17 protein-coding genes and 2 pseudogenes are annotated in these 25,827 nt (G+C 33.5%); 10 read left to right on the top strand and 9 right to left on the bottom strand.

The features are described 5' to 3' along the window. Window positions 1-547 precede the first annotated feature (547 nt). The 7 genes and pseudogenes from HP569_RS03840 to tagH all read left to right on the top strand — a co-directional run bounded on the left by HP569_RS03840 (window position 548) and on the right by tagH (window position 12,057). Window positions 548-2,476 carry a DUF5693 family protein gene (locus tag HP569_RS03840; RefSeq protein WP_182199824.1) on the top strand — a complete coding sequence of 643 codons (1,929 nt, stop codon included), beginning with the start codon at window positions 548-550 and terminating at the stop codon, window positions 2,474-2,476. A 5-nt stretch (window positions 2,477-2,481) separates the two neighbouring features. Continuing rightward, window positions 2,482-3,567, top strand: a complete 1,086-nt coding sequence (csaB, locus tag HP569_RS03835) for a polysaccharide pyruvyl transferase CsaB (RefSeq protein ID WP_182199823.1) — start codon at window positions 2,482-2,484, stop codon at window positions 3,565-3,567. Window positions 3,568-4,043: 476 nt separating this feature from the next. Next, entirely contained in the window at window positions 4,044-5,366 is a 1,323-nt protein-coding gene (locus HP569_RS03830) for a DUF6270 domain-containing protein (protein WP_182199822.1), read from the top strand. A gap of 125 nt (window positions 5,367-5,491) precedes the next feature. After that, entirely contained in the window at window positions 5,492-9,079 is a 3,588-nt protein-coding gene (locus tag HP569_RS03825) for a CDP-glycerol glycerophosphotransferase family protein (protein ID WP_246366909.1), read from the top strand. A 96-nt stretch (window positions 9,080-9,175) separates the two neighbouring features. Continuing rightward, window positions 9,176-10,336 (top strand): annotated as a pseudogene (locus tag HP569_RS03820) (CDP-glycerol glycerophosphotransferase family protein); the annotation flags it as partial. Window positions 10,337-10,421: 85 nt separating this feature from the next. After that, on the top strand, window positions 10,422-11,249 hold the full coding sequence (locus tag HP569_RS03815; protein WP_182199879.1) for an ABC transporter permease: 828 nt from the start codon (window positions 10,422-10,424) through the stop codon (window positions 11,247-11,249). 16 nt (window positions 11,250-11,265) lie between these two features. Next, window positions 11,266-12,057: a teichoic acids export ABC transporter ATP-binding subunit TagH gene (gene tagH / locus HP569_RS03810; protein WP_182199820.1), complete on the top strand. Its 792-nt coding sequence runs from the start codon at window positions 11,266-11,268 to the stop codon at window positions 12,055-12,057. A gap of 366 nt (window positions 12,058-12,423) precedes the next feature. Here tagH and HP569_RS03805 read toward each other — a convergent pair whose 3' ends face one another. Continuing rightward, complete coding sequence (locus HP569_RS03805) at window positions 12,424-14,916, bottom strand: bifunctional 2',3'-cyclic-nucleotide 2'-phosphodiesterase/3'-nucleotidase (RefSeq protein ID WP_246366908.1); 2,493 nt, start codon at window positions 14,914-14,916, stop codon at window positions 12,424-12,426. Window positions 14,917-15,311: 395 nt separating this feature from the next. Next, window positions 15,312-16,355 carry an LCP family protein gene (locus HP569_RS03800; RefSeq protein ID WP_182199819.1) on the bottom strand — a complete coding sequence of 348 codons (1,044 nt, stop codon included), beginning with the start codon at window positions 16,353-16,355 and terminating at the stop codon, window positions 15,312-15,314. Window positions 16,356-16,715: 360 nt separating this feature from the next. Between HP569_RS03800 and HP569_RS03795 the strand changes: the two genes are divergently transcribed. The 3 genes from HP569_RS03795 to HP569_RS03785 are packed head-to-tail and all read left to right on the top strand — an operon-like array spanning window position 16,716 to window position 17,387. Then, on the top strand, window positions 16,716-16,889 hold the full coding sequence (locus tag HP569_RS03795) for a hypothetical protein (protein WP_182199818.1): 174 nt from the start codon (window positions 16,716-16,718) through the stop codon (window positions 16,887-16,889). Between the two features lies 1 nt (window position 16,890). Next, the gene (locus tag HP569_RS03790; RefSeq protein ID WP_182199817.1) at window positions 16,891-17,070 is read left to right on the top strand and encodes a bacteriocin immunity family protein; all 180 of its coding nucleotides are present in this window, start codon (window positions 16,891-16,893) and stop codon (window positions 17,068-17,070) included. Window positions 17,071-17,111: 41 nt separating this feature from the next. After that, window positions 17,112-17,387 (top strand): DNA-binding protein, encoded by a 276-nt coding sequence (locus tag HP569_RS03785; RefSeq protein ID WP_182199816.1) that lies wholly within the window; start codon window positions 17,112-17,114, stop codon window positions 17,385-17,387. A 95-nt stretch (window positions 17,388-17,482) separates the two neighbouring features. Here the strand turns inward: HP569_RS03785 and HP569_RS03780 are convergent, their stop codons facing one another. The 7 genes and pseudogenes from HP569_RS03780 to HP569_RS03750 form a co-directional block, all read right to left on the bottom strand. Next, entirely contained in the window at window positions 17,483-18,679 is a 1,197-nt protein-coding gene (locus tag HP569_RS03780; RefSeq protein ID WP_182199815.1) for an MFS transporter, read from the bottom strand. A 156-nt stretch (window positions 18,680-18,835) separates the two neighbouring features. Then, entirely contained in the window at window positions 18,836-19,789 is a 954-nt protein-coding gene (gene corA, locus HP569_RS03775; protein WP_182199814.1) for a magnesium/cobalt transporter CorA, read from the bottom strand. Between the two features lie 158 nt (window positions 19,790-19,947). Beyond that, window positions 19,948-20,394: an anaerobic ribonucleoside-triphosphate reductase activating protein gene (nrdG, locus tag HP569_RS03770; RefSeq protein WP_182199813.1), complete on the bottom strand. Its 447-nt coding sequence runs from the start codon at window positions 20,392-20,394 to the stop codon at window positions 19,948-19,950. A 95-nt stretch (window positions 20,395-20,489) separates the two neighbouring features. Continuing rightward, window positions 20,490-22,352, bottom strand: a pseudogene (locus HP569_RS03765) (anaerobic ribonucleoside triphosphate reductase); the annotation flags it as partial. Window positions 22,353-22,594: 242 nt separating this feature from the next. Further along, window positions 22,595-23,416, bottom strand: a complete 822-nt coding sequence (locus HP569_RS03760; protein WP_182199812.1) for a zinc-ribbon domain-containing protein — start codon at window positions 23,414-23,416, stop codon at window positions 22,595-22,597. 88 nt (window positions 23,417-23,504) lie between these two features. Then, on the bottom strand, window positions 23,505-24,959 hold the full coding sequence (locus HP569_RS03755; RefSeq protein WP_182199811.1) for a zinc ribbon domain-containing protein: 1,455 nt from the start codon (window positions 24,957-24,959) through the stop codon (window positions 23,505-23,507). A gap of 106 nt (window positions 24,960-25,065) precedes the next feature. After that, entirely contained in the window at window positions 25,066-25,782 is a 717-nt protein-coding gene (locus HP569_RS03750) for an EAL domain-containing protein (protein WP_182199810.1), read from the bottom strand. Window positions 25,783-25,827: the final 45 nt, after the last annotated feature.

Below are 25,827 nucleotides of genomic sequence, written 5' to 3'. Positions count from 1 at the left end.
TAGAAACTATAAGTGACAATGGAGGCAATAACGATATTTGTTTTTATGTAATAGAATATTAATCGTGTGGTTTATAGCAAAGCTCATCGCTATATTTTCATGGTAGGGAGATAAAGAGAACTGAATTTAGTCAAAAACTATTATTTTATGATTGCGCTTTCATTTTGTTAGACGTTGGTCATCCAACCTCAGTTCAATACAAATTATATGTGATATAGCAGATGTTGTCAATAAGCGTGGGGAATTGCTACAATACTTTATGATTTTAATAAGTATTCTCATGCAAGTATGTTACTTATGTATAAACAGAGTTTTTGGAAGGTCAACCAACAGATGGGTAAATACAAAGGAGTATAAGGAAAATAACTGGATATGCTATAAAAAACAATCTGTAGTAAAATGTCAATTACAATGTAAGAATACTGTTAAATTTATATGAATTTGTCGTATCTTCATTTTTTTATGTTATATTATTATCAGGTTTCTTGTTTTATGGAAAGTATTAAAAAGGATTTTGACTGTACATATAGAAAGGAAGTATCAAATCTTGATCAAACGCAAATATCTATGGATCTCCATTGTTATATTAGTTATTGCTGCTTTGCCCGGTATATTTCAAAGATGGGATGCTGAGGTAGATAATAATACATACGAATTAGTCACACCCTATGAAGAAATACAGGAACTTACCTTGAACAAAACGTTAACAATGGATACCGCATTAGATACTTTAGAGGAAGCTGGATTAACAACGGTATCTCTAAACCAGAGTACATTAAGTGATTGGGAGCAACAAGACATTATTGATATTTACTCAAAAAATTACTTAAAAGAAATTGTAAGATTTACTGCTGATGATGATCGGTTACCTGAAAACAGTGGGTTCTTTACAACTATTCCGGAAAATTCTTATTATAACAATAAGATAAAGGAACATTTTGATCCAAGCGAGGTAACTGTAGGTAATGAAATATTATATTTTATTGCGGATGATCTGGTTGATACAGAGGAATCGAAATTACACACTTATTTAGGGTATGACCAACTTGTGTTAGATCAATTAAAAAGGCACGATTTGTCTTATATATTTAGAGTAGAGAATACAGAAGAACACAATGTAAATAAAGCGATAGTAAATGATATTATTAAGCAAAAAGATGGTAACTCTTCTAATGTATTATTTTCAGGAGAAGAAGTATTAGGATCACCAAATATAAAAGAAATTAAAGAGTTATCAGACAAACTATCTCAAGCAGAAATTGTTTTTTATAATATTGAATTTGCAAATCAACATGGACTGACCACGATTGCTCGAAATGTAGATTATGACTTTATAAGATTACATAGTCTACGCTTAGACGAAGAATCAATAGAAGTTAGCGTTGATAAATCTGTAAGAGCAGTTAAAGAGCGTAATATTCGTTCTATTTTCTTTCATATCCCTATTGTGGAAGATCCTTTGGAAAGTTTAGATATTTCAAAAGAATATTTAAGTGCAGTGATGAACCAAATGCCTGATCAGTTTATTGCAGGCGATGCAACAGCCTTTAAAAAAGTAGACTTTACATTATTTACGCAAATAGTCACATTATTAGCAGGGGTTTTGTTTGCTTTCTTAGCTTCAAAAATTATGAAAAATGATAAATTAAGAATAATTACTCTTATATTTATGATTGCATTAGCTGCACTTTATTTGTTATCCCAAAAACTAATTTTGTTACAAGCATTTGCATTAATTATTGCGATAATTACACCTATTTATGCGGTAATTTCTACAGGTAAACCAAGCGCTAATATTAAGTCAATTAGCATACAATATTTAAAAGCACTTGCGATTAGTTTAGTTGGTATCACCATTGTAATAGGCTTGTTAAACGGCAATGCATTCATTACAGGGTTCGAATCCTTTAGAGGCGTAAAATTAGTTTATATTATTCCGATAATCTTTGTTACCATTTTTGTAATGTGGAATGAAATATCTACAATTTATTACAAGTATAAAGGAGACTTTATGGGAGAATGTATTAGAAGAACAATACATTTTCTAAAGGCATTCAACGTTAAATATTGGCATTTGATCATTATTGGATTAGTCGGATTTGTTTTTTATTATTATGTTGATCGTTCAGGAAATGCTGCGGACGTATTATCAATAGAAATAATCATACGCCAAAAGTTAGAAGAGCTATTATATACAAGACCAAGAACGAAAGAATTTTTAATTGGTTTTCCTATCTTTATATTGGCTTTACATGTTATGTGGATTAATCGGAAGTGGGGCAGATTTCTATTAATCCCAGCAACAATTGGTTTCTTATCAATTATGAATACTTTTACACATCTTCATATTCCGATCTATGTTTCGATATTACGTACAATATATGGTGTAGTATTCGGTTACCTTATCGGATTGCTTTTAATTTACTTGTTTAACATTTGCTATCGTACGATTACAAAAGCGTTGAAAGCGGGGTGAGAATAATGCACATCGTATTATCTGGTTACTATGGATTTGAAAATGTTGGAGATGAAGCTATATTATTTTCCATTATTCAATCCTTAAAAGAATTACAACATGACATAAAAATTACTGTTCTCTCAAATGATCCTAGCTCAACAAGCAAAACATATGGCGTTGATGCTGTTAATCGTTGGAAAATAAAAGAGGTTATCCATGTACTTAAGGATTCAGATGGATTAATTAGTGGTGGGGGAAGCCTTTTACAAGATCAAACAAGTTTAAAATCAATTCCTTATTACACTTTAATTATGCATTTAGCGAAACGTTGCAAGAAACCTGTTTTTATATATGCTCAAGGTATAGGTCCAATCAGTCACCCTGTAAGCAAGTTGATAACCAAATATACTTTGAATAAAATGGATTCTGTCACGGTGAGGGATAATGATTCTAAAAAATTGTTAGAAACGATCGGTGTTAACAAATCAATTGATATTGTTCCGGATGCTGTATTAGGTCTAGATGTAACAACATTTAAGACGGATTGGAAATTACAAGAAAAGAACAAGAAATCGGTTGCTGTAAGTGTAAGAGAATGGCCCTCTGATGTACCTTACAAACAAAAAATTGCAGCTAGTTTAGATATACTAGCTCAAAAAGGTTTTGAAATTGTTTTTCTCCCTATGCATGGAGAAGTTGATAATAAAGCATCAGAAGAAGTTGCGAATATGATGACCGAAAGAAGTATCATAGCGCCACATGATGCAAGCATTGAAGACAAAATTACCCTTATTGGACAATCGCGGATCCTATTGGGGATGAGATTACATTCTCTTATATTTTCTGTAATTACAAGAACACCATTTGTTGCATTATCCTATGATCCAAAGGTAGACTCATTTGCATCTATCTTTGAACAACCTGTTGCCGGTAATGTTACGCAAGAGAATTGGGATAGTAACTCATTAGTCGATATAATTGAGGAAAGCTTTTCAGAAGAAGCTAATGAGAAAAATAGGATACATAATAAATTAATCCATTATCAGAAAGAAGCGTTTGAAACATCTAGAAAGGCTTTAAGTTTGTTTGCTAAGATGAAAAAGGATTGAACCCTATATGCTTCATGAGCGGCATAGATAATATAAGAAATGTGGATTATGATATTCAAATTCTATTATGAAAACCTCTGAGTGAAAATGATTCTATTTAGTAATTCTAAATTGAAGTGAAAACATAACAACTCCAAAAAAAAGGAAGGTTTCGATTATTAAAGAAAGATGATCGGAACCTTTTTTTTGGTTATAATCAGGATTTGCTGTAACATTTGTTTACTTAGCGGTGTCAATTCTCAAGTACCACTCCGTAAAAGTAACTATCAATCCGAACACGCCTCACATTCACAGCCTTTAAAGGTTTGCAAAGGTAACCCGTCTAGCCCTCTATCCACTAATTTTAGTATGTTTTTATTTTGTAATCCTGCTATACTGAATAAGTAAAAAAATTAGAATAACCTACAAAACCCAATGTATTTTAACGAATTATTTAAAACTAGTATATTTACATAAAAACTAAGGAGTAATCAAATATGAATAACATAAAACTAGCTGTAATAGGTAGTTGTGTCAGCCGAGATGCTTTTAATTCTAATTTTATTAAAGATTATAAAGATTACTATCAATGTGTCTTTACACAAAATCATATGTCTATGATTTCATTAATGTCAGATTCAATTCCCTTTCAGCCATATAGTGTACTCAAGGGTGACATTAATGATTTTAATAAAAAAATATTAATTACGGAATTGTTGAAAAGCCCATGGAACTCAATGCGTATCTCACAGCCTGATTTTTTAATATTAGATTTATATCCGGACGTTTATTTTGGAGTTAGAAAAATTGGAACTAGTTATATAACTAATAAAACTTGGCTGTTTAAAAAAACTCCTTTTTATTCTACTTTGGAATTAGGTGAGACATATAAGCCTGAGAAAGATTTCGATGAATATTTTAAAATCTGGAAAAGCGCCATAGATAAGTTTATGGAGAAAATGAAATTAGAGTTTCCAAACACTAAAATTATTCTTAATAAAATTGAGTTTACAGATGATTATATTGAAACAAAATCAAACAAAATAAAAAAAATTAGTAAAATAGGTAAATATAGAAAGATAGATGTAGATCAAATTAATGCTATGTTATTTAAGTTTTATGATTACTTTGAAGATAATTATTCGTATGTTGAAACTATTAACTATGATAAAAAATATACTTCGATAGATAATCATTTTTGGGAAGTTTTCTATGTGCATTATACACAGGATTTTTATGAGGATTTCACACATAAATTATTAATGATTATTTTGAAAGATCTCTACAAATATAAAAATACTTATCTTATCTCTAATAATACAGAGCAGACAAACATAAAATTATTGAAAAATGGTGATTTTAGCCAAGGGAAACTTTACTGGTCGTATTGGCAGGATGTTTTTGATATATTGCCACCGGAAGAGGATCAGCCAGACTTAAATGTTTTATCTGTAACAATGAGTGGATTAGAACAGGATAGGAATGCCCAAATCTGGTCACATCCAATCGAGATTGATACAAAAGGATTGTATACCTTCAAGCTAACTTTTGAAATAAAAGTTGATAAAATAGAAGAAATTGATAGTAATAAATTAATTTTTTCTCTTAGAACTTTCAATACAGTTGACACATATTTGCAAAAAGATTGTGATTGGTATAAAAATATTAAAGTAGATCAATTAGAACTGAAGAATAATACTTGGAGTAAAATAGAGCTTAATATAACACCAGAAAAGGGTAAATACATTAAGCTGGGGCCTTATTTGATGAGAAATGGAAATGTGTCATGGAGAAATATCCAATTTAAAAAATTAAATTGAAAGACCAATATATAAAATATTAGCTTAAGTGGAAAAATAAAATATGATATAATATATTATCTTTGGTTTACTTTTGACCATTTTTAATTATTTTTTTTGGAAAATATAAAGGGGAGTATTTAGAAGTGCTAACTAAAAAAATATTAAAAAGAAAAATAAAATTTATTATTGAACCAATAATGAATTTTATTAGAAAACATAATCATAAAAGGAGTATATTATTCACTAGATATTATGAAAAGTATAAGGTGCAAGAAGATGTTATTCTATATGAAAGTCGGGATGGGAAAAGTTTAACTGATAGTCCATACGCTATTTTTTCACATCTTCTAGATCATCAAGATTTTGACTCATACAAACATGTATGGTCAATAGACAACTTCGCTAATTTAGACAAGATAATAAAAAAATATAAAAAATATAATAATGTTATTTTCGTTAAAAGAAATTCAAAAGAATATTTGAAATATTTAACTACAAGTAAGTATTTGATTAATAACTCTACTTTTCAGTCTTTTTTTATTCCAAAAAAAGAACAAATATATATAAACACATGGCATGGTACGCCACTAAAGACAATGGGGTTTGACATCCCAGGCAATCCAGCTCATTCTCAAAATGTAGTAAGGAACTTTTTGTCAACAAATTATATACTGAGTCCAAATAAACATACTACAAATATCTTTCTTAAAAGTTATAAACTAGATGGCATATATTCAGGTAGCATTATAGAAGACGGCTATCCTAGAATAGACTTAACTTTAAATCTTGATACTAGCAAATTTCGTCAAGAGATATCTGAATATGGATTAAAAATAGATGCTAATAAATCAACAATTCTCTATGCTCCTACATGGAAAGGAAAGAGTGTAAACAAGGTAAGTAATGATATATATCAAATCATGGCCGATATTGAAACGCTTAATACGCACTTAGGGAATGAGTTTAATGTATTGGTAAAGGTTCACCCATTTTTATATGATGAAGCAGTGAAGCATTTAGAATTGAAAGAATGCCTTATTCCTGATTACGTAGATACTAATCAATTATTAGGTTTGGTTGATTTACTCATTACAGATTATTCAAGTATCTTTTTTGACTATCTAGTTACAGATAAGCCAATAGTCTTTTATACTCTTGATGAAGATGAATACAATGAAGAAAGACAAAAATACTTTAAAGATGAGGAATTACCTGGACCTGTATGCTTGAACATTAAAGATTTAATATATGCTATTAAAAATAAAACACACAAACAAAGTCAGTATCAGATTAATTATAAAAGTATGAAAGAGAAATTTGTTAATTATGATGATGGAAATGTAACTAAAAGGCTAGTTGATTATTTATTCTTAAATGAGACTACCAATATAAAAGTGATAAACAATTTAGATAATAAAAAGGAAAAGATAGTGTTATACCCGGGTGGTATGGCTAATAATGGGATCACGAGTTCAGTGATAAACTTATTGGACAATATAGATTATACAAAATATGATGTAAGTTGTTTTATGAAAACCCCAAAATCACCCGAAGTTTTAAACAATTTGAATAAAGTAAATGAAAATGTGAGGTTTTTATTTAAATTAGGAGTACCATCCTATAAACTTAATGAAGTTTACAGGGATAAACTGATTAAAAATAGAGGTGTATTTCGGAAAGCGGAAAAGAAATTATATCCGGAATCTGCATATAAAAGAGAAGTTAGAAGATTGTTTGGGAATAGTGAATTTGATTATGGAATTGATTTTAGTGGATATAGTTTCTTTTGGGCGAAATATATTATTAGTATAGATGCGAAAAAGAAATTATGTTATATGCACAATGATTTATTGTCTGATAGTGAACGCACAGTTAACGGAAAACGTCCGCACAGACAGAATTTAAGAGGTTTGTTTTCTATATACAATAAATTTGATAAATTAGTTAGTGTATCTAAAGGGACAATGGAACTTAACAAAAAGAACCTTTTGCAGTTCGCCAATGAAGAAAAATTTGATTATATACTTAATTCCATAAACCCAGATAAAATACTTCATCTAAGCGGTGAAAACAAATCAGAAGAAACCACTAGTGAACAAAGTGAACCAATAATTGATTACTCTAATTATAAAGCACGGTCTATTGTAAAGCCTGAACAAAATAGTAAAGTGCTAAGAAGACCTATTTGTGAAATAGATAATATTATATGTGATGCAATAGAATATGAAGGTGAAGAAGTTACGATACAGAGAAAGGCTATTGTTGGTGATAAAGTTTTTTATAAATTTAAACATAAAAACCTGATAATAGGCTGGATGGAAGAATGTAATTTTGCGATTTTACCAGATAGTATTCTTGAAAGAAAAGAGTTAAATAAACTAGCTATAGTTAAATGGCCTCGTAACAATGATATATGGAATAAACCTTTTAAATTAAAGAGAGTAAAAAAGGTGTCAAATAGTTACGATTATAAAGACATAATGGTATATATTAATGAAGAAGTAAAGACACAACATAGCTCCTATAGTCGTATTTATATTAACCAAACTAAAATTGGATGGATTGATAATTCAGCTTTAAAAACAGTTAAAGAGTACAACACAAAAGATTCCTTATTTTCTAAGGTAGATAAAAAGCTTAGAAAATCATTAAACCATTACAAGCATAGATTTTTTATAAAAAATATTGATAACAGGATATTAAGGGAATACGAAAGTAATAAAATAGCTGTTATATCTAATCCTGAAAATTATAAACTATGGTCAAAGCCATCCCCACATCCAAAGGCCAAAGAAATAATGGCTGCTGAAGAACTATTAAATACAAATGTGCTCATCAAAAAAACTAGTAAAACAGTTAACGGTAAATATCATTATGTAATAAAAGATGAGATAAAAGGATGGTTAAATAATAAGGCTGTTAAATATGTAGAAGAACCAATAGAACTGAAAAATGAAGTTGTTAAAAAAATAGGGATAACCAATGTGTCAACTATTGATTCATTTTATTCAGATCCTTTGAGTATGTATGAAAAACGTAAAGGGAATATAAGTATTTCAGAAGGCACTCAAGTTATAGTAACGAAAGAGCTTACAACACAATTTGCAGAGTACTCTTTTGTAGAATTTGAAGGTAAGGAGATAGGTTGGATTGAAAGTGAATATATCTCTATCATAGAAATCTTAGGTTTTGAAGCTGATGAAAAATTTATTCCTTACCCAACGACTGATAATATTAGCTTCGTGAATATGGGAAGACTATCACCAGAGAAGGCGCAAGATAATCTAATTAAATCCTTTGCAGAGATAGTGAAAAAGAATGATAAATGTAAATTGTATATCTTGGGTTCAGGACCTCTTAAAGCAGATTTGCAAAAGTTAATAATAGAATTAAACCTTTCCAACAATGTTTACTTGGTTGGGCAATTAGAGAATCCTTTTGAGTTTATGAAAAAATGTGATTGCTTTGTTCTCTCTTCGCATTATGAAGGCCAACCAATGGTTCTTCTGGAAGCACTAACGCTAGAAATGAACATTATTGCTACAGACATTGTTGCAAATAGAACTGTCCTTGAAGATGGTAAGTATGGATTATTGGTTGAAGATAGTGTTGATGGTTTGATTGAGGGATTAAACAAATTTATTATTGAAAGAAACACACATAATGGTGTATTTTATTCCAATAAGTACAACGAAAAGGCTATGAAAACCTTTTATAAAGCTTTGAAATAGATTAAAATAATAATGTTAGGGGATATTTCCTTAACATTATTATTTTAATGGTTGCATTAAAAGATTGGAGCGAATGGTATGCGGGGTTTTTTAAAGCGTAGAAAGATAATTTTAAAAATATATAAATTCGTTTTTTATGTAATCTCTAAGTTACCTGCCAAAAAAGATTCGGTAATTTTTGAAAGCTTTCACGGAAAACAAATTAGTGATAATCCATTAGCTTTGTATGAGTATCTTTTGAAGAATCATCCTAACTATAAATTATATTGGAGTATTGATAAAAGGTATGAACTTCAACTGAAAAATGATGATAAAAAAAAATATTTGAATCGATTTTCATTGAAATGGCTAGTAAACATGGCAAGAGCGGAATATTGGGTAATTAATAGTAGGCTTCCTTTATGGATCCCTAAACCTGCTCATACAACATATATACAAACTTGGCATGGTACACCTTTAAAAAAATTAGGATTAGACATACAAAAGGTACATATGCCTGGTACAAATACTAAAGAATATAAAAAAAATTTTGTTAATGAGTCCGTTAAATGGGATTATTTAATTTCGCCTAATGCATACTCTACTGAAATTTTCAAAAGAGCGTTTGGCTATAACGGTGAAATTATTGAGTCTGGTTATCCAAGGAATGACTATTTATTGAATAATAACAATAGGAATATGATCAATTCCTTGAAAAATAATATGGATTTACCAAAGAATAAAAAAGTTCTTTTATATGCCCCTACTTGGAGAGATGATGAGTTTTATTCTAAAGGTAAATATAAATTCAGCATTAATATAGATCTAGATCTGTTAAATCAAAAACTAGGTGATGAATGGATAATTCTTTTTAGGATGCATTATCTTGTAGCTGAAAATCTAAACATAGAAAATTACAAAGGCTTTGCATATGACTTTTCTAATTACAAAGATATAAGAGATTTATATCTTGTATCTGATGTTTTAATAACAGATTATTCATCAGTCTTTTTTGATTACGCAAACCTAAACAGACCAATGATCTTTTATACTTACGATTTACAAAAATACAAACAGAAACTAAGAGGTTTTTATTTTGACTTAGAACAGGATGCACCAGGACCTCTAGTTCAAACAACAACTGATTTAATTAAAGAAATAGATAAAATAAGTGAGACACTTTATATATCTGAGAAGGTAAAAACTTTCAATCGAAAATTTTGTTATTTAGAAAACGGAAGATCCAGTGAGAGAGTTGTTAACAAAGTTTTCAATTAAATTCATACACATTATAGTTGTGTTTTTTTCGTTTAATTAGTATACTTTGGTAAGTATTTTATGGTGTTACAGAAAGGAAACAATTATGAGATCCCCACTGCTAGTTTTAAAAGAACAAATCAATCATTTTTATTTGATAAGAAGATTATCATTATATGAGCTCAAAAGTGCTAATAACACAAATTATCTAGGTATGGCTTGGGAAGTAATAAACCCTTTAATACAAATTGGGATATATTGGTTTGTTTTTGGTTATGGTATCAGACAGAGACCCGAAGTAGAGGTAGCACCTGATAATTTTGTCCCTTTTCTACCTTGGATGTTAACAGGTTTCATTTTATGGTTTTTCTTTTATCAATCCACCATTAAAGGTTCGAAATCTGTGTACACAAGACTTAGAATGCTATCGAAAATGAATTTTCCTATGAGTGTTATACCAAACTTTGTTATTTTTTCTCAGCTGTATATACACGTCATAATGGTCGTAATTACAATTATTATTTTGAATATAATGGGATTTTATTTCAATATATACTATCTACAAATATTCTATTTTTTATTTGCTACAGTTGCCTTTAGTTATGCCTTATCATTGATAACATCAACGTTGTCAACAATTATTAGAGATGTACACATGTTTCTTAATGCTTCTCTTAGAATGTTATTATATCTTTCTCCAATCCTTTGGAGTGTAGATACTTCAAATCTTGATGGTTGGATCAAAATTATTATGAAAATTAACCCACTTTACTATCTAATAGAAGGATATAGAGCAGGTTTTCTTGGATTGAACTGGTATTTAATTGATAATTGGCAATATACTCTATACTTTTGGGGTATCACGCTTGTGTTGTTTATAATTGGTTCAAACTTACATGTTAAGTTTCGAAGACATTTTATCGATTTTCTTTAAAAATAAAGGAGTTACTATGAATAAATCGATTGTAGTAGACGATGTAACAAAAAAATATAAATTGTATAACAGTCCAGGTGAACGAATTTTAGACTTGTTATTCCCTAGAAATTATGGGGAAGATTTCTATGCGCTTAGAGGCGTTAGCTTTGAAGCAAACAAAGGAGATGTAATTGGATTTGTAGGTACTAACGGTTCTGGTAAATCCACTCTTTCTAATATTATTGCAGGTATAGTTCCAGAAACAAAAGGTAACGTTACAGTAAATGGACAAGCCTCGTTAATCGCTGTTGCATCTGGTCTAAAAGGAGATTTAAGTGGCAGAGACAATATTGAATTAAAATTATTGATGTTAGGATTTAATAAAAATCAAATTAAAAAGCTTGAGCCTAGCATTATAGAATTTGCGGAATTAGAACAATTCATTGATCAACCTGTTAAATCATATTCCAGCGGTATGAAATCTCGATTAGGTTTTGCGATATCTGTTAATGTAGATCCTGATATTCTAATTATTGATGAAGCTTTATCTGTAGGTGACAAGGCATTTGCTGAGAAGAGCTTAGCTAAGATGAAGGAATTTAAAGCAAAAGGTAAAACAATGATTTTTGTGAGTCATTCGTTAGGTCAAATGAAGCAGTTTTGTGAAAAAATCCTTTGGTTGGAATTTGGTACAGTTAGAGCATTTGGTTCGGTCGATGAGATATTGCCTCAATACGAGGAATTTATTAACAAATTCAAAAAGATGACTAAGAAAGAAAAAGATGATTATAAAGAACAAGTATTGGCTCAACACGTACTAAACTAATTTTCGTCCTCATCTCAATGATGAGGATTTTTTAGTTCGATTAACATGCTCAAATTTCAAACTTCAACAAGTAAAAGTTCCGAGTGTGTTTATGGTGGCTATGGAAAAATAAATATGTAGATATTGGTATTCAGCTTATTTTTGAATGGAGTCTGCGCTATGTCAATAAAGAATAAGAGATTAGCTCGATTCGAGCTAATCTCTTGTGTTAAGCATTATAACAAGACACACGATTAAACTAAAAGGGAATCAACGTATGTGTTTCCTCTGACACCATTGTGTGATATGTCAAATAATCAATTTATGAGTAATCTTCTAATCGATAATAAACTGCATTTTTATATATAAATTGTATACTCTTAATATTTAAGGAAGAAGTCTATCTACTGCTGTTGCTGCTTCCGCTCTAGTTGAGTTATTCTTTGGAGCGAATATATTATTACCCATACCTTCCATTAATTCAAGCTCGTATACTGCGTCTACTGCATCATCAAAATAAGGAGCGATTTCCTTTTCATCAGAGAAGTGATAATCCTCTGTTGCTAAATAAGTGGTATTATTTTTTACATTATACGCTCTTAACATCATAGCAGCAATTGCTTCACGCTTAATTGGAACATCTGGCTTGAAAGTACCATCTGGATAACCTTTTACTAAACCATGTTCGTAAGCAAGAGCAACTTCAGCTTCTGCATAACCACTAAGGTCACTAAATGGATGAGTAGCTTCACCTTCAAGCTCTAATGCACGAACTAGAAGCATTGCGAAGTGCGCACGAGTAATTTCGTTTTTAGGTTCGAAATTCCCAGTTTCATAGCCTTTAATAATACCCTGGTTGAACAATCTGTTTATTGCTTCTTTTGCCCAATGCCCTTCTGGAACATCAGGGAATTCTTTGTTTGGTATTTCATTGTTCTGTACAGAGAATTTGAAGTCTGCATATCCGTCATCACGCTTTTTAACAAATTCGATTTGATCCATATTTGCTGCATACTTTTCTCCACCAGGAGCGGATCTAAAAATAAGTTCTGGAGAACCATCGATGCTAGCAAATGACCAGTTATTATCAGCTTGTGGATTGATTGAATCGTGACCACTAATATAATTAATTAGTACTTGTCTAGTTTCATCTGGTGATTCAATAACAATATTGTTACCATCAGGATTAGCAAACTTGGATGTTGCTCTGTGATTATTTGTTACAACAAGGAACTCTTTTGCTGTGTCAATTGGTTGTTCGTTATGTTTCACATTGACAATACGGTTGCTATCTGGATTTATTAACTCTCCATCAGCTGTATATTTTGGAGGTACTGTTACATCAACCTCATATGTTAAACCATCCATTACATCAAAATTATAGCTGCGGAATTTTGTATCTACAAGCTCTTGTGGCTTATCTGATGTTGGATCAATTTGATAGAACTGACCAGCACTCCACTCTAACCAATCAATAACCTGTGCACCTGTTAATTTAGCTGCACGAACAGTATTAGGATATTTATAAAGTGACGTTGTGTCCTTAATAGCTAACCCACCAGCAGGAATATCAGTGTAATCACTTACTCCATCTCGTCCAGCTTTAAAAGGAGCTGCTGCAGATAATACTGGCAGATCTTCAAATTCTGTTCCTTGGATATATTTATTAATATATGCTAATTGAGCATCACTTACAATTTGAACAGTCGGATCATCCATTACTTGCGCAAAGTAGCTAAATAATGGCACTTCTGTTTTTCCTACTGGAGTAGATACATAATTTTTTGTACCTTCATGATCGTCTTTTACTAGATCAATTGCTTCTTGATCAGGTTCAACAAGTGGCTTATCCGTTGCTGAGTCATAGATTGGTTCCACTATTGATTGACCACCAACAACATCCCAACCTTCAGCAGTTTTCTTAAGTTTTAAATCGGCTATACCAAGGTGTGATCCCCAGAAACCAGCTTGTACTGTTTGAACGCCATTTATTGTACCTTTTTCTAAATCGATATTATGTTTTCCATCAAGCGAAGCATAATAATCACTTGGAAATGCTTGGTGAGAGTGTCCGAATAATAGAGCATCCATATCTTTTACTTTTGAAAGCTCATACGTAGCATTTTCTGCACCATGTGTATAATCATTAATAGAACCTAAACCAGAGTGTGGAATACCAACAATTACATCAGCACCTTCAGCTTTCATCTTAGGAACAAATTCATCAGCTGTTTCTTTTAGATCTCTAGTTATTACTTTACCTTCTAGGTTACTTTTATCCCATACCATAATTTTTGGTGGTGTAAACCCGATAACACCAACTTTAATGGTATGTTTGTTACCATTTTGATCAGTAACCTCTTTATCTAAAATTACATAAGGATTAAAATAGTTCTCTTCAAACTTCCCATTGTCCTTATATACGTTAGCATTTACATAAGGAAAATCAGAACCAGATACAGCTTTTTGTAAAAATTCAAGTCCATAATTAAATTCATGATTACCGAAGTTTGCTGCATCATACTGTAATAGATTCATAACTTTGTAGACAGGGTGGACATTATTATTTTGATCTAGGACATTTTCGTTGACAATATAATCCGCCATTGGATTTCCTTGAATCAGATCGCCATTATCAAAAAGAAGTGTGTTCTTATGTTCTGCTCTAACCTTGTTGACTAAGGTTGCAACATTCACCAGACCAATTGTTTCGTCTTGACTACCACTAAAATAATCATAATTCATTACATGACTATGTATGTCGGTAGTTTCCATTAAACGTAAATCGACAATTACATCGTCATTTGCAGCACTAACAGAGATTGGTAGAATAACCAAAACTATTAGAAGAAGCAATTTAAATATACCTAGCTTTTTCAATATAAATACCTCCTATTATAATTTTGTAAACGCTAACAATTGGAATTTTAACACAAATATTGAACTATTAAAATACTATATTTTCAAAATGGTAAAGATGAAATATTCAGATAACTGCCTTCTTTAACTTAAATTCAAACAACATTTGACATTTTTAAATAGGCTTTGATTTGTAAGCTATGCAATAAGCAAAAAAGATAGAGTTTAGGATTTAGCAAGTGTCATGCATTTCCGCAGTTAAATTAACCTCGATGAAATTAAAAAGCCGAATCATGTTCCAAAAATGGATTATGATTCGGCTTTTCATGGTCATTATTTAGTTGTATCCTCTTATTGCGCAACTGCTCTATTTAATAAATTAAGCTATATTTAATTTGGTTTCTAGTTATTCAAAATTATTGATTCAAGGAAGTTGAGTTATCTAGATCGCTTTCTTCCTCTTTTTGTGTTGAAAAATCACTGAGACCAAGATGTTGTTTAAGAATCTGTTGTTTTTCTTGAACATCTTCTTCACTTAGTTCGTAATAATAGCGATCAGACCACAAGTCATTCCCTTTTAAACTTAATGATTCAATATCTAGATTTCCTTTTGTTCCATAAGATACGAAGCTTTTGATTTCGTTAAATGACATGTTTGTTGACATATTATCACCAACAGCTTTCATCAAGTCATGTATATTAAGCAAGGTATTAAATGAAACGGCTTTATCGACCATTGCTTTAATTATCTCTTGCTGACGTTTACCTCGTTCAATATCGTTATCTTGTTTACGAGTACGTGCTAAAGCAAGTGCTTCTTCACCATTTAATAATTGTTCTCCAGGTAGTAAGTGAATAGCATCAGATTTATCTCTTGAGTCTTGTTCATGCAATTCATAAGGGACATCAACGGTAATTCCATCTAATTCATCAACAACATCAATAAATGCGTTGAAGTTAAGTTTAACGTAGTAATCAACTGGTATATCAAAAAGTTGCTCGACTGTTTCAATTGAAGCTCTTACACCACCAGCGGAATGTGCATGATTTATTTTTGTTTTGTATCCTAACTCTGGAACATAAACATAAGAATCACGCGGAATAGATAATAGTTTTACGCTTTTATCGTCTTTATTCAATGTAGCTAAAATCAACGCATCAGAAAGTTCATTACTTTGATTTTTAGCAGCTCTTTTTTCACTTTGATCAACACCAACAAAAAGAATGGAGACATCATCAACTGATGGGTCAACACCGCTATCTCTCAAGTCAGAACCATTTTCTCTTCCATCATCTTGGTATGAATCAGCAAGAATGCCTTGTGCTTGGGACCATACGACACCTAAATATGTACCGGCACTTATCAATAGTATGAAAATTGGAAGTAGAATGTATAGATATTTTCTTCTTTTTTTATTTTTTCGCATACGGATACGAGAAGCCTGTGTATCTTTTTTCATCGTAGATAAACTCCTTTATATAAGTAGACACTTCATTATTTTACTACTCAATAAGAAAAAGTAAAATGATATTTTGATTACAAATTGATTATAATTATTACAAGCTTTATATTTGTTGAAAGTTATAATAACCTATCAATTATAATATATATCCTTACCAAAGTGAATATGATTTTATATTTCCCCTAATTAAACATTATATCACAATCCCACAAATGGGGCATTGGGGTCTGACCCCAATGCCCCATTTTCGTGCTTTTGACCTTGTTTTTTTACAATATTTATAAAAAAGGTTAACATTTCTCAGATGATATGATATTATAAAAAAGGTTTTAATTTATTTATTTGAGGTGGAATCGTTTGTTTCAACTACATAGGTTTCCAAAGACGATTAAGAAGACGATTCGCTATATATTGCAGGATGCGGATGAAGAAGCATTAAAAGAAATAGAAAAAGTACTTTCTAAAGCTGTTTATACGAGACAACAGGAATTAGCTGATCAAACAAATTTAGTTAATGGAGAGTCAGATTAATATGAGTAATGAAAAAATATTAGACGGAGAAAAATTGAAAGCGATTTTAACAAGTGTTTATCAAAAAGATGAGCAAGGCGAAAGTTTAGAAAATATAATGAATGATTTGAAGCGAGAATTATCTCAAGCAGTTAAACAAGATAATCTTGATGTAAGACCAGGCACCTTTTCACATTTTTAAATATTGTTCTGTTTAATTATTAAGAAGAAAGGGATGGATCGATGGAGTTTTTTCTTGTATCAATTGGGCTGGGTATCGCAATAATGGGCTTTTTTATAGGTGGAGGATTGAAACAGTTTCAAACAGTAAACAAACAAGCTGAGTTAGAAACGTTTATCAAAAGAGAACAGTTAGTTTTTATTAAAGAAGCAGAATTGCATCATTATATTTGTATCAACCAGATTGATATTCCAGCATTCCTTGAGAGATATCCCGACATCCCACATGTTGTATTAAATGGAACACGCTATTTTTACACAAAAAAATTAATAAAATGAATGAAAGCAACGTTTAAATAAAAATCAAGACATAACAAAAGCACCCTATAAGGTAGACGTATAAAATTGTCTTCTCCTTATAGGGTGCTTTTTTGTCAAACTGCTTGTCCTTGTTTTTTTCCTTTGAAAAGTAACATGACATATAGCAGCATCGCAACAAGTACGGAGCACGCTGCTGTTAAATAGATATAGCTGTAACCGAAGCTTGACGCAATTACTCCGAATGTCATCGCACCGATTCCAACCCCCATATCAAAAAAGGCAAAGAAAGTCGCGTTTGCCATTCCTTTTCGATTGGATGCAGCTTGATCGACCGCCCACGCTTGAAGCGCTGGTTGCACACTACCGAATCCGAGGCCGTATAGCGCAGCGGCAGTATATAAAATAGTGGTGCTAGGAAGCCATACAAGTAAAAGCATTGCAGAGAAAATGAGTAATGCTCCGGGTAAAAACACCGCGATATGTCCTTTTTGATCATATAATCTGCCTGCGAATGTTCGAGAAAACATTAAGAATAACGCATAAACTAAGAAATAAATCTCAATGCCATCCATCCCTTTTTGTGCTGTGTATAAAGGGAGGAAAGATGCAATACCACCAAACGTTACGGTAATAAAAAATAGTAATGTAGCTGGTGTAATTGCACTTTTTTCGAAAATATCGAACTTAACTGTTGTCGCTTTATGCTCGGATTGTTCGACTTTTTTGTATTGAATCTGTGAGGATAACAAAAATGCAACTAATCCAAGCGCGGCACATATCATAAATAATTGAGAAAATGTTATCGTGCCAACTAGAGTCAGGCCAAGTGCGGGTCCAAAGGCAAGTGCAAGGTTACCTGAAAGACCAAAATAGCCCATTCCTTCCCCGCGGCGACTTGGTGGAATTAAGTCTGTCGCAATCGTACCAGTCGCCGTTGTGGAGAATCCCCAACCAACTCCTTGTAACATACGCATTGCGATTAGAAACCCGATGCTTGCGATAAATGAATAAGAACCGACAGACAAGACGAAAATTCCTAAACCGATCATGTAGACAAATTGTCGACCTTTTGACTCTAATGCATGTCCTGCGTATGGGCGGAATAATAGTGCAGAAAATGTAAAAATACCAGTTATAATACCGATTAATTGATCACTACCACCGAGGTGTTGAACAAATAATGGGATAGTGGGTAATGTCATTTGAAACCCTAAGAAAATAAAAAAGTTTGCCGCACAAATAAGGGCAAAATCTTTCGTCCAAATTTTTTCTTTTGTTATTGTTGCTTTTGCTTGCTGCGTGTTAGGCATATATATTCCTTCCTTCTTTCCTTCGTAACTCGAAATATATTATACCCCAAAAAAGAAAATTTGCAAAGAAATCGACTGTTGCAGTGGCGGTGGTGGGACATTGGGGTCTGACCCATTTGTCCCAATGGGGCGCACGGGTCTGACCCCAATGTTCCATTAAAACCAGCCTTTGCGTTTGAACCAAGAGAACATGGTAATTGCGATTGCGACCATCACAGCTAATGTAACAAAGTACCCTGCATCTGTTTGAAGCTCTGGCATATAAGTGAAGTTCATTCCATAGATGCCTGCAATTAAAGTGAGTGGAGCAAAGATAGATGTAATAATCGTCAGTACTTTCATGACCTCATTTGTTTGATGTGAGTTTAATGATAAATAATTATCACGAATATCATTAGCAATTTCGCGATTAGAAGCAACCATTTCAGATAGTTTTAATAAGTGATCATAGATATCAGTAAAATACGCTCGACGATCCTTGATGCCTTGAAGATGACTCGAATTCAGCATACGATAAAATAAATCACGAACAGGATTGATCGTATGTCGAAGTTGCAATAACTGGTGTCTAATGTCAAATAGATTATCTAACAAAACAGGCATCGTTTCGTCATTCGGATTATCCTCAACCTCGTTTAATTCATCCTCAATCGAATAGACAATTGGAAAATAGTGATCAACAATTTTGTCTAAGATTTCATAGAATACACGATAAGAATCCCATTTACCCAATTGCTCTTCGCGTAATTGTGCTACACGTTGCCATACTTGATTAATTTGAATAGACGCTTGGTTGTGGAATGTAACAATCGCTTTTTCGCTTAGAAAAAAATCGTGTTCGAGCTGACTTAAAGTAGCCGGTTCGATCGCATGCATAATAAAAAAACTGAAATCGTCGTAATAATCGAGTTTGGCGCGTTGCAAGGTTTGTAAACAATCCTCAATGGCTAAAGGATGGAAGTGCAGTGTTTTTTCAAGATGAATAACCTCATCAGCTGTCGGCTGGTCAAAGTCAATCCAATACCATTCGAAATCTATACTAGACAAATCCTCGATGGAATCTACTTTAATAAGTTGTTGCTGCTTGTTTACCGCCAGAATATGTATCATGTGATAAATCACCTCTTTCTATCCCTAATATACCCCAGACAATCAAACGAGAAACTTCAGACGAGCGTAACGATGGGGAAGTGGTGGGACATTGGGGTCAGACCCCAGCGTCCCAGAACAAACAAAATGGGACATTTGGGTCTGACCCCAATGTCCCATTATAGATGGAGGATGCGTTGGTTGCGGCTTCCTCTGAATTTAAGTGATAGATCTTTTTCTGCTAGTACGAATGGTCCGTCGACAAGAACGTCACAATAGCATAGCAATTCCCTTTGGTAAGGATTGTCTGATTGCTGTAGTTGTTCTAATGTAAATCCGCTGTAGGCCCAGATGTGTTTACCCATCGATTTCAATCGTTTCGCCACTTCAACGACTTCTTCTGCTTGAAAAAATGGCTCTCCTCCAGATAAGGTAATATCGGTTAGCGGGTTGTTTCCCGCTTCCTCAACGACTTCATCAATCGTCATTTCTGTTCCGTTACGTATATTCCAGCTTGCTGGGTTGTGGCATCCTTTGCAGAAGTGAGGGCAGCCAGCAAAGAAAATCACTGTACGCAACCCCTCACCATCTACAACAGAATCATGTAAAATGTTCATTACTCTCATGAATGCTCATCACTTTTCATCACAGCATCAGTCCTAGCGACAGCCTCAGCACAAGCATCAGCATCACCGCCACCGCTAACACCAGCACGACTCGTTTGGTGCTTCACACGTTGACTTTCTTCCGCGCGCTTAGCGGAATTCCATTTCTTCATATCTCCAACAAGATAACCGGTAATACGGCGAATACGTTCAACCTTTTCCTGATCATCATTTTCACATTTTGGACAAGATTCATCAATTATTCCAGTATAACCACAAGTTTTACAACGATCGACTGGATGGTTAATCGACCCATAGCCGAAATCACTCATAGCCATCGCTTTCACTAACGTATCAAGTGCTTTTGTATTTTTTGAAACATCGCCATCACATTCAACATATGAAATGTGCCCGCCGTTACACAATTTATGGAAAGCACCTTCTTTGCGGATTTTATCAATCGCACGAATAGTATAATAAACCGGAACATGGAACGAATTCGTATAATAATCACGCTCCGTTACACCAGAAATAATACCGAATTCCTTTTGATCGCTGCGGGTAAATTTTCCTGATAGACCTTCTGCTGGTGTTGCAATTAGAGAAAAATTCAAATCATATTGATCTGCAGCTTGGTCCGCACGGTCCCGCATATGAGAAACGATTTGATAACCCAAGTCAAATGCGGCTTCAGATTCTCCGTGATGCTCACCAACTAATGCTTTTAACGCTTCGGCCAATCCGATAAAGCCGATACTCAATGTACCGTGCTTCAATACCTCTTCCAGTTCATCTTCCGCAGCTAATTTTTCACTGTCTTTCCAAACACCTTGGCTGTATAAGAACGAGAAGTGCTGGGCTTTTTTCTTAATTTGAAAAGCATAACGCTCCAACAATTGTTTAATAACAAGATCAATATAATGATCTAATTTTTCAAAAAAACTATCCGTATCATAAGACGTCAATGCTATTTTTACTAAGTTAATCGATGTAAATGATAGATTACCGCGTTTAATTCCGTTTTCCTCGCCATGACGATTGCCCATCACACGCGTGCGGCAACCCATATACGCAACCTCGGATTCTGGTGTGCCATCATAATATTGCCCGTTAAAAGTAGAATCGATGAAACTGAAATTCGGGAATAAACGCTCGGCAGTCGTTTCTAGTGCTAATTGATAGAGATCATAGTTTGGCTCGCCTGCTTCAAAGTTTACGCCTTTTTTCATTTTGAAAATTTGAATTGGAAAAATAGGTGTTTCGCCATTACCAAGACCTGCTTTTGTTGCACGTAATAGATTTTTCACAAATAAGCGACCTTCGTCTGAAGTATCTGTTCCATAATTGACCGATACGAATGGAACTTGTCCACCACCGCGCGAGTGCATTGAGTTACAATTGTGAACAAAAGCTTCACATGCTTGATAGACGTCACGATCTGTTTCGTTCCAAGCAGCTTCAAGGAGTGCTTCCTCAGTCAGGTTTGTTGCGTATTTTACAATGCGCTTTTTATGTTTTTTGAACGTTTTATGTACATATGGTGCTAGATCCTTATCGAACATCGGATAACTTTGTCCACCATGTTGCATGTTTTGATTTGATTGAAAAATAATCGAAGCAAGTGCCATTGCGCTCAAGATATCATTTGGCTCACGCATAAAGCCGTGGCCAGTATTAAAACCACCTTTTAAAATTTCTCCTAATGGAATCTGACAGCACGTTGTCGTACCTGTCGGCATGAAATCAAGATCATGCGGATGAATAAAATTCTCGTCCATCGCTTGTGTAATATCCGGGCTTAGCATCACTTTCTTTGCATAATGTTTTGCTGCTTCTGATGCAAATTTCGACATTTGTCCCATCGGAGATTGTCCGTCAACATTCGCATTCTCTTGAATTAAATCCTGGTTACTAGAATCAACAATTTGATCTAGCGCCTCTAGTAAATGATCTTCTGTCTGCTTCGTGAGCGTTGGCATGGTTAGCATAAAATCCACTCCTATTACAATATATTGTACGCGTGCACCGCGCTAATTACTATATCTAGTATTTATTTGATAGTTTAGCACGTAAGGAATGAAAAATACTGTGAGCTATATCACACCTCAAAACAAAAAAACAAAATGGGACATTGGGGTCAGTCCCCAATGTCCCATTTTCCAATCAGGCCGACATACCTCAAAAAAATAAACCATCGGGGCTCACCCCAATGGCATATTTACTAGAAATATAGGTTATTTTGAATGTCACCGATTAATCGGCCCATGATGCTGTCACCGATAATAAATAAAATGATCATCATTGCGACATATGTGATAATCACTCCGTAAATCACATCTAATCCGCCTCTGCCTACAGCTTTTTCTTTAATAGAGAAAATAGTTGCCATACTTGCAATAGATGCAAAACTAATTGCACAAACCATCAATAATACACTAAATGTATAACTGCTTAGGAACATGAAGATAATTGACGCTAAAACAAAAATTGTTGGTACGACCATTAATGTTCCAAAGCGTGCTAGCACGCCAATAAAGCTGATATTTGCTTTCATAAGTTTTGCTACACCGAACTTCACAGCGATCAATAATGCAAAGAACAGGAGCATAATAACAAACGGCTTCAGTACTGTGTCGAAAAATGGTGCTCTAAAATAAGTGCTTACGCCAATGTAGGAGGATAATGGAATAAATAATGAGAATAGTACTAGTGTGATAATAGCATTAATCATACCTTCTTCATTCACTCGTTTACTTGTTGCGTATGGATGCAAGACTGCTTGAGGTAGGAAGCTCCAATATTTTTTGGCTACTTCTTTTCCTTGATCCACATATTCATTCGCTGTTGCTTTGTTATCTGTGTTGCTATTAGTTGAGGTTCCTTGATTATTCTCTGTGCTTATGCCAGCATTTGTAGCCGCAACCTGGTCATGCTCAGCTACAGTTCCCTCTGTTTGGTTTGATGTTTCCGTAACCTTCGCACCACAATTTACACAAAATTTCGCATCCGTCTCTAACGGTGCCTGACAATTTTTACAATACATAACAACACTCTCCCTTTTCTATAGCTTGATTTAAATCAGTAGAGTGGGACAAAAGGGTCTGACCCCAATGTCCCGCCACTCCATTGCTCTATTGTGTTTTAACTGTTCTTTCTTCTGTGTTTGTTGCTTCGAAATCCCATAGTTCGCTAATGTCATTGACGAGCCATGCTTTATTCTCTGGGTCATAATGCAATTCAATTTCTAGATTTTCCGCGACGTCTTCTATTTCGACTTCTTCATCATCTGTGTAATAAGAAGCGGAATCAGCGAAGTGTAACTGTGCATTAACCTCTATGCCATAGTTGCCGTCATACTCAAAAGCATAAAAACTCTCTAAGTCGACAATCGTCTTCTGATAGGTTCCTTTCCATCGACGATCATAATCCTGCATATATTCGATGTCAGAAGCTTCATCATTTTTATATGACTTAGTCACAGAGGTGAACTTTTCTGCGTCCATATTTTTATATGCTGCTGAAAATTCTCCTCCGTATGTGTGAATCGTGTTAATAATTTCAGTTGCTACTTCTTCGGAAACAGGCAAAGGTACTTCTAAATCTGTGTAAATGCCTTCAATTGGTGTTTTCTTAGATGTCACTTCACCCCATGGCAAAGTCAATTTACCGTATGCCTCAATTGATCCATCGATAGAAACCGGACCGAATTCTTCCTCATCATCAAGTGCAATCTCTTTATCATTTACAAAATAAGTTATATCGGACGCAATGTCTTCATACTCCATGTCGAAAGAAACATATTCACCATATAAAGACAAGTCAAGGTATTGTGCTTGCGTATAAGGGTCAAGCAAACTCACATTAACCTGGTTTTCTAGTGCAGCGTAATCGTTTTTGTAATTGGCAGATACGCTATAAACTCCAGGGAATAATGGACCAATCTCTTTTACAAAATCATTAGAATCACTTGTTGCAACTTCGTCATTATTCAACAAAATTTGCGCATCTTTCATGTTAGTTCCAACTTCAACATAAAAGGGCATTACTTCTATTACATATTTATCGAAAATAAGTGCGGTTTTTCCTTTTTTAACTAATGAAAAAATACTATTTAAGTTTGGCTCATAATTCGACTCATAAGCTAAACTTTGTGCATTTAATTCATCAATAAAATATTGTTGCTGTGACGGAACATCTTCCATTACCTTCATAAATGACTTGATATCATCTTTGGTAATTTTTAATTGCTTGTCACTAGATTCTACTAACTTTTTCATTGCCGTAGCATCTTTATTAATGAGTGCTTCTTCAAATTTATCAACGACACGATCCTTGTCAGTCAGCATTGCGCCAACTTGATAAGTTCCTACAAATAAAATAATAATTGCAATTACACTAGCAGCAATAATTTTTTGTTTCTTAGGTGCGCGCTTTATCCGATCGATTAAAGATTCCTTTGGCTCAGATGCCGGCGCAGAAGCAGAAACTTTTTGCTCTTCCTTAGCTGCAACAGGTGTTCCACATTCAGGACAAAAACGTGCCCCCTCCTTTAACTCTCTCCCACACGATTTACAAAAATTACTCATTAAACAATCATCCTCTCCTACAAATGGTCACCGATTTTGGGACATTGGGGTCAGACCCCTTTGTCCCAAAAAATGGGCCAGCGAGGACAGAACCCGCTGGCTCATTTTATTCCCAATGTTGTATGTTGTTTGGTCTACCTAACAAAAATCCTTGTATGTATGATACGCCAAGTGATTTAGCGACTTGAAGCTCTTCTTTCGTTTCCACCCCCTCTAATATAAGGTTGATAGTATTCTCTCTACAATATTGCAGAAAAAAACGAATCAGATTTTGTTTCTTTTTGGTTTGATCTAAACGCTCAGAAAAAAGCCGATCAAGCTTAATATATTCCGGCTCTAGATGGATCAACATATCAAAATTAGCATACCCTTTTCCGACATCGTCTAAGGCAAACATATATCCTTGATTTTTTAACCATATGATATGTCTCTTAAATAATGCTGGATCTTCAATCAATTCTGATTCAGAAATTTCTAACACCACTTGTTCTTTGCTAATCTCGTTATCTACTAATACACTTTCAAGAAAATGTTCGAAATTATGTTGGACAATGGTAGAAGGGAAGACATTCAAAAACAGTACCGCTTTGTATTTGCTTATAACTGATGAACAAAAAGTTGCTACAGCTTTCTCTATAGACATCGTATCTAGATCGTACAAGCGGTTAGCCTTCTTCGCCTCTTGAAACGTATATAACGGACTATCATGCAAATTAGAACGTAATAAAACTTCATAACCGATTTTCTCTTGTGAATTCGTACAAAAAATAGGTTGAAAATGGTGGTGGAATTTTTCTTCTTCAATCACTGTATCAATTAACATATACACAACTCCTTGTTAATCATACCTTATGAATGAAAAAGATGA

It is taken from the genome of Paraliobacillus salinarum, from assembly GCF_014083865.1.
GTDB classification, from domain to species: domain Bacteria; phylum Bacillota; class Bacilli; order Bacillales; family Amphibacillaceae; genus Paraliobacillus; species Paraliobacillus salinarum.
This window is presented reverse-complemented; position numbering and strand designations above follow the sequence as displayed.